The organism is Phenylobacterium aquaticum, assembly GCF_947378715.1.
GTDB lineage: Bacteria > Pseudomonadota > Alphaproteobacteria > Caulobacterales > Caulobacteraceae > Phenylobacterium > Phenylobacterium aquaticum_A.
The window spans coordinates 1-10,439 of record NZ_CANCLE010000141.1 but is presented as its reverse complement, the minus strand read 5'-3'; the positions used below and the strand labels follow the sequence as shown (position 1 = coordinate 10,439).

Here is a 10,439-nt window from a genome sequence, read left to right as displayed (position 1 = left end):
AGGAAACCCTGACATTGCTCAGCAAATACGGCTGGAGCGAACAACTCCAGCGCACATTCGAACCGTTCGCCGAGGCGGGCCTTGTTCCCGCCCGCGTCATCGTCCAGCAACGCAACCTCTATCGCCTCGTCGCCGAGACCGGCGAGATGGAGGGGCGCATCTCCGGCCACTTCCGCCATGAGGCGGCGGACGGCGGCTATCCCGTCACCGGCGACTGGGCGGCGGTGGAGATCAAGGGCGACGCCGCGGTGATCGCCCACATCCTGCCCCGCGCCACCGCCTTCACCCGCATGGCCGCCGGCCCCGCCAAGGAACAGCAGGTGGTGGCGGCCAACGTCGACATGGCCCTGCTGTCGGCCTCGCTCAACGCCGACCTCAACCTGCGGCGGCTGGAGCGCTACCTGGCCACCGCCTACGAGAGCGGCGCCCAGCCGGTGATCCTGCTCACCAAGGCCGACATCTGCCCCGACCCCGATCCGCTGATCCAGAGCGTGCAGCAGATTGCGCCCGGCGTGCCGGTCCTGGCGATCTCGGTCCGCACAGGCCAGGGGTTGGAGGCGCTCTCCGCCCTGCTCGCGCCGGGCAAGACCGCCGTCCTGCTGGGCTCTTCCGGCGTCGGCAAATCCACCCTGGTCAATGCGCTGGCCGGCGTCGAGAAGATGGTCACCCGGGACATCCGCGAGGCCGACGCCCATGGCCGCCACACCACCACCCATCGCGAACTGATCCTGCTGCCCTCCGGCGCCCTCATCCTCGACACGCCGGGGATGCGCGAGCTGGCGCTCTGGGACTCCGAAGCCGGGATCGCGGCGGCCTTCGCCGAGACCACGGCCCAGGTGGAGGACATCGGCCTGGGCTGCCGCTTCCGCGACTGCGCCCACGACAAGGAGCCCGGCTGCGCGGTTCAGGCGGCGCTCGCCAACGGCGCCCTGGACGCCGAGCGCTGGCGTAGCTTCCAGAAGCTGCAGAAGGAGGTCGCCCACACGATCCGCAAGGAGGACCCGATCGCCGCAGCGGCCGAGCGCAAACGCTGGGCGGCGATCAACAAGGCCGGCCGCCAGCGCACCCGCGACAAGCGCCAGATCGACGACTAGAGCATTTCCCGAAAAGTGTGACGCACTTTTCGGATCAAGACATGCTCTAACTTTTTGATTTAGCGCACTTCTTTTCCGGTTTGGCTGATTCAACCAAACCGGGAAGGGCTCTAGGCCAAACGAAAAAGGCCCGGGATTGCGCCCGGGCCTTCGACGTCTGCAACCGATGGGTCGCTTAGTTCCGGGTCTGGTCGACCAGCTTGTTCTTGGTGATCCAGGGCATCATGGCGCGCAGGCGGGCGCCGACATCCTCGATCGGATGTTCGGCGGCGCGACGGCGGGTGGCCTTGAAGCTCGGCTGACCGGCCTGGTTCTCCAGCATGAAGTCGCGCACGAAACGGCCCGACTGGATGTCTTCCAGCACGCGCTTCATCTCGGCCTTGGTGTCCGGCGTCACGATGCGCGGGCCGGTCACGTACTCGCCGTACTCCGCAGTGTTGGAGATCGAGTAGTTCATGTTGGCGATGCCGCCTTCATAGATCAGGTCGACGATCAGCTTCACCTCGTGGAGGCATTCGAAATAGGCCATTTCGGGCGCGTAGCCCGCCTCGGTCAGGGTTTCGAAGCCGGCGCGGATCAGCTCCACCAGACCGCCGCACAGCACGGCCTGCTCACCGAACAGGTCCGTCTCGCACTCTTCGCGGAAGGTGGTCTCGATCACGCCCGAGCGGCCGCCGCCGATGGCCGAGGCATAGGCCAGGCCGAAGTCGTGGGCGTTGCCGGTGGCGTTCTGATGGATGGCGATCAGGCACGGCACGCCGCCGCCCTTCTGGTACTCGCCGCGCACCGTGTGGCCGGGACCCTTGGGCGCGATCATCAGCACGTCGATCGAGGCCTTGGGCTCGATCAGGTTGAAGTGCACGTTCAGGCCGTGGGCGAACAGCAGGGCCGCGCCGTCGCGGATGTTCGGCGCGATCTCGGAATTGTAGATGCCGCGTTGCAGCTCGTCAGGGGCCAGCACCATGATGGCGTCGGCCCACTTGGCGGCCTCGACCACGGTCATCACGGTCAGGCCGTCGGCTTCCACCTTCTTGGCGGTGGCCGAATCCGGACGCAGCGCCACGACCACGTTCTTGACGCCGGAGTCCTTCAGGTTGAGCGCGTGCGCTCTCCCTTGCGAGCCGTAGCCTACGATGGCGATCTTCTTGTCCAGGATCCGGGCGAGGTCGGCGTCGCGATCATAGTAGACGCGCATGATTGTTCTCCTGAGGACAAGGGTCGCCGGGACGACACGCACGGTCGGCTCGGCAAAGGCCGGGCTATGGAGAGGAAAATTGCGCGCAGGTCAAGGCGGCGCGGCGTCTGGCGGACGCTTCCGCCCGCCGCCGCGCCGCTCATTCGTCACCAGAAGACGTCGTAGACCACCTCGACCACCCGGCCAGACCACATGTCGACGAGCAGGGCGTCGTCGCCGACCCGCACCCAGTCATAGCCGGCCGGCGGGATCGGCAGGCCATAGTCCCACCAGTTGTTCAGCCGATAGTCAGGCGCCCACCAGCCGCGCGGCAGGATGTCGCCGAAGCCCCAGCTGCGCATGTAGAAGCCGGACGGCGGGCGGTACTGATAGCCGCGATAGCGCTGCGGGCTGTTGTAGCGCGGCGGATAGCGGTTGCGGTCATAGTTGGGGCGGCCGCCCTGCGGCTGGCCGCGATTCCAGTCGCGATCACCATAGCCGTAGCCGTTGCCATAGCCGTTGCCATAGCCGCCGCGATTGTCGCCGCCATTGTTCCAGCGGTTGTCGCGGTCGTGGCCGTCGTTCCAGCGATCGCCGCCGTTCCCACGGTTGTCACCGCCGCGATCGCGGTCATCGCGGCCGTTGGGCGGGGTGTCGTTCCAGCGGTGGCCGTTCTGGTCGCCACGGTTCCAGCCGCCGGGTTGGCCGCCTTGTTGACCGCCCTGATGTCCGCCCTGTTGGCCGTTCGGCTGACCGCCGCCCTGTTGACCATTGGGCTGGCCACCGCCTTGCTGACCGCCCGCCGGCGGGGTCCAGGTGCGACCGCCGCCTTGGCCGCCGCCGTTCTGGGGCTGACCGCCGCCGTTCTGACCGAAATTCTGACCGCCGCCCGGGGCGCCGGACTGGCCGCCGCCACGGTTCCAGCCGCCACGATCACCGCCTCGGTCTCCCCCGCGATCGCCATTGGGCTGGCCGCGGCCGCCGCGATCGCCGCCCCAGGCGCCCTGCGGGGCCTGCGGCGTCTGAGGCGCCTGCTGGGCGGGTTGGGCCGGAGGCGCGGCGCGGGGCGCCTGCGGGGCTTCGGACTGCGGCGGCCGGGGGCCGCGCCAGTCATGTCGTTCCTGATTGTCCTGCGCCATCGCCGCGGGGGCCGCCTGGGCCATCAGGATCAGCGCCAGGGCGCCGCTCATCACCGTCTTCATGTCTGTTCCCGCTTGTCCGGCGCCACGGGGCGCGGCGGACCTGTTCGTCCCTTGGCGTTAAGGATTGGTCCCGCCAAGCTGAACCGGGGTTGAACAGAAACCCGGAGCCCGCGACATAGGGGGCTCGCCGCCGCAGGAACATCGCATGGTCGCCCAGCCCCAGGACGTCATCGGCTTCTGGCGTCACGCCGGACCCAGGAGCTGGTTCGCCGGCAAGCGATCCTTCGACGACGCCATCCAGCTGAAGTTCGAAGCCCTGCACCACAATGTCGCGCGCGGAAACTATGACGCCAAGTGGATGGCGACGGCGGAAGGCTGCCTGGCCCTGGTCATCGTCCTCGACCAGTTCCCGCGCAATCTCTACCGCGGCAACGCCCACGCCTTCGCCACCGACGGCAAGGCGCTGGCCATCGCGCGCGCCGCTCTGGCCGCCGGCTTCGACCGCGAGATCGAGGCGGACCTGCGGATGTTCCTCTACCTGCCCTTCGAACACGCCGAGGACCTGGCCTGCCAGGACGCGGCGGTGCGGCTGATGGAGGCCCTGGGCCAGGCGGACTATCTGAAGTTCGCCATCATCCACCGCGAGGTCATCGCCCAGTTCGGCCGCTTCCCGCACCGCAACGCCGCCCTGGGCCGCGAGACCACCCCCGCCGAACAGGCCTTCCTCGACGACGGCGGCTTCTCCGGCTGATCGGTCGCAGGCTTATCCCCCGCATTCGGCGCCCGGCCCTTGCCAAGCCGGCTGACGCGCCCCGCGAATCAGCGCCGAATCACCCGGCAACAGGCAGCCCCATGAACGCACCCTTCGCCCTCCTCGCGCGTGAGACCGAAGCCCCCGACATCGCGGGCGCGGATCATCCCGAGCGCCAGTATCTCGACCTGCTGGCCGACATCCTGGCCCACGGCGTCCAGCGCGGCGACCGCACCGGCACGGGCACGCTTGGCGTCTTCGGCCGCCAGATGCGCTTCGACCTCGCCAAGGGCTTCCCGCTCTTGACCACCAAGAAGCTGCACCGGAAGTCGATCATCCTGGAGCTGCTCTGGTTCCTGCGCGGCGACACCAATGTGCGCTGGCTGCAGGAGCGCGGCGTCAGCATCTGGGACGAATGGGCGGACGCGGAAGGCGAGCTCGGCCCGGTCTATGGCAAGCAATGGCGCTCCTGGACCGCCCCCGACGGCCGGGTGATCGACCAGATCGCCAATCTGGTCGAGGGCCTGAAGACCAATCCCGAAAGCCGCCGCCACATCGTCTCGGCCTGGAACCCGGCCGAGGTCGAGGACATGGCCCTGCCCCCCTGCCACTGCCTGTTCCAGTTCTTCGTGGCGCCAGATGGAAAAGGGGGCGGAAAGCTCTCCTGCCAGCTCTACCAGCGCTCGGCCGACGTGTTCCTGGGCGTGCCGTTCAACATCGCCTCCTACGCCCTGCTGACCCTGATGGTCGCCAAGGTCACCGGCCTGCAGCCCGGCGAGTTCGTCCACACGCTCGGCGACGCCCACCTCTATCTGAATCACCTCGACCAGGCCCGCGAGCAGCTGACCCGAGAACCCCTGCCCCTGCCGGTCATGGAGATCGCCGACCGCGACGACCTGTTCGCCTTCGAGGCCGAGGACTTCAAGCTGCGCGGCTACAAGGCCCACGACGCCATCCGCGCGCCCATCGCGGTGTGATTCCACGCGCTGCTCCCCCCTGGGGGAGCTGTCGGCGGAGCCGGCTGAGGGGGCCGGCCCAGAGCCGGCTATACGCGTTCCGCGACACGCATCACCCACCCTCACCGCCGAACCTGGCGACGCCCGTCACGACCTTCTGTATAGGGGGCGACAGCAGAAGGCGGGGGATGCCCATGGATCTGGAAAGCGAACTCGATCGGCGGCGCGCGACCGTGGCGCGGCAGGAGACCGATCGGATCCGCTGGTCAGATCCCTCCGCCCTGGAAACCAGTTGGACCGCCCGCGCCGAGATCGCGGCGGGCTTCATTCCGCGCGGCGCCCGCGTGCTCGATCTCGGCTGCGGGGCCATGGCCCTGGAGCGGTTCCTGCCCGAAGGTTGCGTCTATATCCCCTGCGACCTCGTCGCGCGGGACGACCGGACCATCGTCTGCGACTTCAACGGGGGTGAGTTTCCTGACGACGTCGCCTGCGATGTGGTCGTGGCGCTCGGCGTGCTGGAATATCTGACCGACGTTCCCGGCTTCCTGAAGCGCATGCGCGCCTTGGACGCCCCGACCGTGCTCACCTACAATCTGGGCGGTGAAGGCCCGGCGGATCGCGCCGCCCTGGGCTGGATCAACGCCTATCGTCGGCCGGACCTGCCCGGCCTCTTGACCGGCGCCGGCTTCACCCGGGCCGTGGGACGCCCCCTCAGCCCGAGCGAGCTGATGATGCGCCTGGAGCCGGACGCGCCGCCCCGGGTCGCCGAGCGCGAGGTCTGGGTGCTGTCGGCCTCCAACCACGGCAATTTCGGCGATCGCCTGGGGGTTCACCTGCTGAGCCAGGTGCTGCCGCCCCATGCCGTGGTCCGCCACTTCATGCTCGATCCGCTGGACGCGCCGCCCGAAGGCGCCCCCGACCTGCTGATCGTCGGCATCGGCAACAGCCTCTATGGCGAACTGCTCAGCGACGAGCTCATCGCCCTGGTCGAACGCGCGCCGGCCGCCATCGGGATCTTCGGCACCCAGTACCGGGAAACCCTGCCGACCGGTCAGCTGCACCGGCTGGTCGACGCCCTCGACATCTGGTTCGCCCGCTATGAGGAGGACGTGCTGCTCTATGGCCAGGGCCGGCCAAACGTCCGCCACCTGGGCGACTGGCTCATCGACGCCTTTCCCATGGCGCAGGCCACCAGCGACGTTCCGCTGACCATCGGCAAGGAGGTCCTGGGCAACGAGCCCCTGGACCGGACGATCGAGCGCATCCAGCGCCATGTCGAGGTCACGTCTTCGCGCCTGCACCCCCTGCTCTGCGCGCTCACCTCGGCCCAACGGGTGGCCTATGCCGAGCAGCGGGAATTCGATTCCATCAACATCTCCGGCAAGTTCCGCTCGATGCTGATGGACGTGTTCGGGCGCGACATGCCTGCCGACCAGCTTTGGTCCGTCGATCGCAGCGCGGTCATCGCCTACAAGACCCGGGTGCGCGCCAATATCGACGCGCTGCGCCGCCAGATCGTGACGCTGCTCGACCGCGCCGACGCGCGCGCGCCGGGCGCGCCCGCCATCCAGACCAAGGACAAGGTCCGCTTCGAGGACGCCGCGCGGCTCCATGCGGCGGGGGAGCTTGGCGGGGCTGAAACGGCCTATCGGGCGATCCTCAACCAGGACCCCGACGCCGATGTGGTGCGCAACAACCTGTTCCTGCTGCTGGAATCCGTCGGCCGATACGCCGACGGCGAGGCCCTGCTGCGCGAGGCCCTGAAACGCCGCCCCGACGATCCGAGCCTGACCTTCCGGCTGGCCTCGGCCATCCTCGCCGACGGACGTTTCGCCGAGGGCTGGCCGCTGTACGAGAGCCGTCTCAACGTGCCCAGCGTCGCGCCCCACGTGCCGCGCCTGACCATCCCCGTCTGGGCGGGGCAACCGGTGGATCGGCTGCTGGTCTGGAGCGAGCAGGGCTTCGGCGACGCGATCCAGTTCGCCCGCTACGCCAACCTGCTGAAGGCCCGGGCCGGAGAGGTGACCCTGCTGTGCCAGGCCCCCCTGGCGCGATTGCTCCAGCCCCTGGAGGTCAAGGTCGTGGGCCTGTCCGCCGAGGTGAAGCTGCCGGCTCAGGACGCCTGGACGCCCCTGGGGAGTCTGCCCCTGCATTTTCAGACCACGCTAGAGACCATTCCGCCCCCCTTCCCCGTCCGCGCTCTGGCCGGCGGTCGCAAGCTCGACGGCCGGATCGGCGTCGCCACCCGCGGCCGGCCCTCCCACGCCAATGATGCTCACCGCTCCTTGCCGGACGCCGAGTCCGCCCGCCTGCTGTCCATGCCCGGCGCGGTCAGCCTCCATCCCGAAGACACCGGCGCCCGGGATTTTCAGGACACGGCGGACATGATCGCCGGCCTGGATCTGGTGATCAGCGTCGACACCTCCGTCGCCCACCTGGCGGCCTCCATGGGCAAGCCGACCACCGTCCTCCTGCCCGCGCTGAACCGCGACTGGCGCTGGTTGCGCGGGCGACTGGACAGCCCCTGGTATCCCGCGATGCGGCTGAGGCATCAGCCACGCCTCGACGGGTGGGCGGACCTCGTGTCCGCTCTGCTGGAAGAGTTCGGCGGCTGACCCGCGCGCCCCGCGAGTCGTGTATCCTCGCCCCATGACACGCATCACCCTCACCGCCGGCCCCATCGCCCGGGCCCGCAACGGCGTCATCGGCAAGGACGGCGGCCTGCCGTGGAAGCTGAAGACCGACCTCGCCAACTTCCGGGCGGTGACCATGGGCAAGCCGGTGATCATGGGCCGCAAGACCTGGGACAGCCTGCCGCGCCGCCCCCTGGTCGGGCGCACCAATATCGTGCTCAGCCGTGACGGCTCCTTCGCCCCGCCCGGCTGCGTGGTCTGTGAGGAGTTCACGGAGGCCGTCGCCATCGGCCGCGAGCAGGCCGAGGACGATGAGCAGACCGAGGTCTGCGTGATCGGCGGCGCCTCGCTGTTCAAGCTGGCCCTGGCCAAGGCCGGCCGCATCTATCTCACCGAGGTCCATGCCGACCTCGAGGGCGACGTAAAGCTCGAAGGCTTCGACGAGAGCCAGTGGAAGGAGGTCCGGTCCCAGGACTATCCCGCCGGCGACGGCGACGACCATCCCTTCACCATCCGGGTGCTGGAGCGGCGCTAATCCTACAGGGCGATCGGCGCGGTCATAGCGTCGGTCCAGTCGAAGGGGCTGGCCTCCGGGATATTGCCCAGCGACAGGCGCGTCTCCCGCGCCGCCCGCAGCCGCGCCAGCTTGTAGGCGTCGGACAGGACCTCATCCAGGCGGGGCTTCAGGCTCGGGTTGTCGCGCATCAGCCGCTCCGCCTGCGCTCTTTGCTCCAGTATGGTCAGGACCCAGCTGCGGCTCCGGCGGGCCGGCTGCATCCGCCACTTCAGCAGGTGGGTAAGGAGCACGGCCATATGGCTGGTGAGTTCGCTCTGCTGCTGGCGCCCCAAGCTCTCGACCTCCTCCAGCAGATTGTCCCAGTCGATCTCGTTGACGCTCCGGCGACGCAGGGCGTCGGCCTGATCCTGGGTCCAGGCGAAGAAATCTCGATCGTAAAGCTTCGTCATGGCTGGCCTCACGCAGGGCATAGCGGACATAGTGCCAGAAAATCACAATCCGAGGAAAACGCGCCATGAATATCGAGCTGATCACCGAGGGTCTTGAGTTCCCCGAAGGCCCCATCGCCATGAACGACGGCTCGGTGATCCTGACCGAGATCAAGGGCCAGCGCCTGACACGCGTCACCCCGGACGGCAAGAAGACCACGGTGGTCGACACCGGCGGCGGCCCCAATGGCGCGGCCATCGGCCCGGACGGCGCGATCTACATCACCAACAATGGCGGCTCCTTCGAGTGGCTGGACAATGGCGGCCTGACCATCCCCGGCCCCACCCCGCCCAGCCATGCGGGCGGCATGATCCAGCGCTATGACCTGGCGTCCGGCAAGCTGACCACCCTCTACGACGCCTGCGACGGCAAGCGGCTGATCGGCCCCAACGACATCGTCTTCGACAAGTCCGGCGGCTTCTGGTTCACCGACCACGGCTGCTCGACGCCGGAGGGCAAGAAGTACGGCGCGCTCTACTACGCCAAGATCGACGGCTCCCACATCTCGCGCCAGCGCGACCATATCATCTCGCCCAACGGCGTCGGCCTCTCGCCGGATGAGACCGTGGTCTATGTGGCCGACACCAATCTCGGCCGGCTCTGGGCCTTCGACGTGGAATCCACCGGCGTGCTCGCTCCGGCGCCCGGCTTCGCGCCCGGCCGGGTGATCGTCAACATGCCGGGCTACCAGCTGTTCGACAGCCTGGCCGTGGAGGCCGACGGCCGGGTCTGCGTGGCCACCATCATCAATGGCGGCATCACCGCCATTCAGCCGGACGGCGCCTTCGAGCACTTCGCCTTCCCCGATCTGATCGTCACCAACATCTGCTTCGGCGGCCCCGACATGACCACCGCCTGGGTCACCTGCTCGGCCACCGGCAAGCTGTTCAAGGCCACCTGGCCGCGCCCCGGCCTCAAGCTCAACTACAACGCCTAGCTCCGGATCTGGGGGCGGCGGCGATGTGCAATGAGTTCCAGATCCGCGTCTCGCGCGCCGACTACGCCGCCGCCTTCGCCAGGCTCGGGGTCCCCCTTCGCTGGACCGATCCCGAGCCCGTGCGCGCCGCCGACGACCCCATCCGCCCGACCAACCGCGCCGCCCTGATCCGGCCCTGTGATCCGGTGGACCCGCGCGCGGGTCTGGACGGCGTCGAGCGCCGCTGGTGGATGATCCCGGCCTTCCACAAGGGCCCCGTCGCCGGCTGGAAGCCGATGACCACCCTGGCCCCCATCGCCACCGTCGACGCCACCCCGGCCTTCCGCGAGGCCTATCGCCAGCGCCGCGCCCTGGTCCCGGTCTCCAGCTTCATCGCCTATGACGCGCCCGCCGGCTGGCGCAAGGGCCAGCCCAAGCGCCGCTGGGAGGCCGCCTGGACCCCGGCCGACGACGAGGACCGCATCCGCTATTTCGCCGCTGTCTGGGACCGCGCCCAGCCGTCCGACCTCGCCGAGCCGATCGAGAGCTTCGCCATACTGGCGGGGCCGCCGGGCCCGGACCTCGCGGCCGTCCAGGACGCCGCCCCCGCCGTCCTCACCCTGGAGCAGGGCCTGCAATGGCTCGACCTCGCGGGCCCCGGCAAGGCCGCCCTGGTCACCGCAACCCCGGCCGGAACCTACCGGGTCACGGAAGCCCCCCGGGTCCAGCTGATGACCGCCGAGATGCGCCGGGCCCTACCCTAGGCC

Annotated in this window: 10 protein-coding genes; 7 read left to right on the top strand and 3 right to left on the bottom strand. The window is 69.1% G+C overall.

Annotated features, from left to right (window positions below):
* Positions 1–1,094 (top strand): ribosome small subunit-dependent GTPase A (rsgA, locus tag Q7P21_RS16035; RefSeq protein WP_304177898.1); only part of this gene is annotated, 1,094 nt, incomplete at its 5' end.
* 175 nt (positions 1,095–1,269) lie between these two features.
* On the opposite strand, the gene ilvC is transcribed toward rsgA, so the two are convergent.
* The gene (gene ilvC, locus Q7P21_RS16030; RefSeq protein WP_304177896.1) at positions 1,270–2,289 is read right to left on the bottom strand and encodes a ketol-acid reductoisomerase; all 1,020 of its coding nucleotides are present in this window, start codon (positions 2,287–2,289) and stop codon (positions 1,270–1,272) included.
* Between the two features lie 146 nt (positions 2,290–2,435).
* Positions 2,436–3,470, bottom strand: coding sequence for an RcnB family protein (locus Q7P21_RS16025; protein ID WP_304177894.1), 1,035 nt, complete (start codon positions 3,468–3,470; stop codon positions 2,436–2,438).
* Between the two features lie 145 nt (positions 3,471–3,615).
* Here Q7P21_RS16025 and Q7P21_RS16020 point away from each other — a divergent pair, with 145 nt between their 5' ends.
* The 4 genes from Q7P21_RS16020 (at position 3,616) to Q7P21_RS16005 (ending at position 8,285) form a co-directional block, all read left to right on the top strand.
* A complete protein-coding gene (locus Q7P21_RS16020; RefSeq protein ID WP_304177893.1) occupies positions 3,616–4,161 on the top strand; it encodes a DUF924 family protein in 546 nt (181 codons plus the stop codon).
* A 101-nt stretch (positions 4,162–4,262) separates the two neighbouring features.
* The gene (locus Q7P21_RS16015) at positions 4,263–5,138 is read left to right on the top strand and encodes a thymidylate synthase (RefSeq protein ID WP_304177891.1); all 876 of its coding nucleotides are present in this window, start codon (positions 4,263–4,265) and stop codon (positions 5,136–5,138) included.
* A 173-nt stretch (positions 5,139–5,311) separates the two neighbouring features.
* A complete protein-coding gene (locus tag Q7P21_RS16010) occupies positions 5,312–7,732 on the top strand; it encodes a tetratricopeptide repeat protein (protein ID WP_304177889.1) in 2,421 nt (806 codons plus the stop codon).
* A 34-nt stretch (positions 7,733–7,766) separates the two neighbouring features.
* The gene (locus Q7P21_RS16005; RefSeq protein WP_304177887.1) at positions 7,767–8,285 is read left to right on the top strand and encodes a dihydrofolate reductase; all 519 of its coding nucleotides are present in this window, start codon (positions 7,767–7,769) and stop codon (positions 8,283–8,285) included.
* Positions 8,286–8,287: 2 nt separating this feature from the next.
* Here Q7P21_RS16005 and Q7P21_RS16000 read toward each other — a convergent pair whose 3' ends face one another.
* Complete coding sequence (locus tag Q7P21_RS16000; protein ID WP_304177885.1) at positions 8,288–8,716, bottom strand: DUF29 domain-containing protein; 429 nt, start codon at positions 8,714–8,716, stop codon at positions 8,288–8,290.
* 65 nt (positions 8,717–8,781) lie between these two features.
* Between Q7P21_RS16000 and Q7P21_RS15995 the strand changes: the two genes are divergently transcribed.
* Positions 8,782–9,693 carry an SMP-30/gluconolactonase/LRE family protein gene (locus Q7P21_RS15995; RefSeq protein ID WP_304177883.1) on the top strand — a complete coding sequence of 304 codons (912 nt, stop codon included), beginning with the start codon at positions 8,782–8,784 and terminating at the stop codon, positions 9,691–9,693.
* A 23-nt stretch (positions 9,694–9,716) separates the two neighbouring features.
* Positions 9,717–10,436, top strand: a complete 720-nt coding sequence (locus tag Q7P21_RS15990; protein WP_304177881.1) for an SOS response-associated peptidase family protein — start codon at positions 9,717–9,719, stop codon at positions 10,434–10,436.
* Positions 10,437–10,439: the final 3 nt, after the last annotated feature.

What these genes read in the sequence shown, in the direction of transcription:
- ilvC (WP_304177896.1), bottom strand. Translation starts at nt 2,289, where the DNA reads ATGCGCGTCTACTATGATCGCGACGCCGACCTCGCCCGGATCCTGGAC.
- Q7P21_RS16025 (WP_304177894.1), bottom strand. Translation starts at nt 3,470, where the DNA reads ATGAAGACGGTGATGAGCGGCGCCCTGGCGCTGATCCTGATGGCCCAG.
- Q7P21_RS16020 (WP_304177893.1), top strand. Translation starts at nt 3,616, where the DNA reads ATGGTCGCCCAGCCCCAGGACGTCATCGGCTTCTGGCGTCACGCCGGA.
- Q7P21_RS16015 (WP_304177891.1), top strand. Translation starts at nt 4,263, where the DNA reads ATGAACGCACCCTTCGCCCTCCTCGCGCGTGAGACCGAAGCCCCCGAC.
- Q7P21_RS16010 (WP_304177889.1), top strand. Translation starts at nt 5,312, where the DNA reads ATGGATCTGGAAAGCGAACTCGATCGGCGGCGCGCGACCGTGGCGCGG.
- Q7P21_RS16005 (WP_304177887.1), top strand. Translation starts at nt 7,767, where the DNA reads ATGACACGCATCACCCTCACCGCCGGCCCCATCGCCCGGGCCCGCAAC.
- Q7P21_RS16000 (WP_304177885.1), bottom strand. Translation starts at nt 8,716, where the DNA reads ATGACGAAGCTTTACGATCGAGATTTCTTCGCCTGGACCCAGGATCAG.
- Q7P21_RS15995 (WP_304177883.1), top strand. Translation starts at nt 8,782, where the DNA reads ATGAATATCGAGCTGATCACCGAGGGTCTTGAGTTCCCCGAAGGCCCC.
- Q7P21_RS15990 (WP_304177881.1), top strand. Translation starts at nt 9,717, where the DNA reads ATGTGCAATGAGTTCCAGATCCGCGTCTCGCGCGCCGACTACGCCGCC.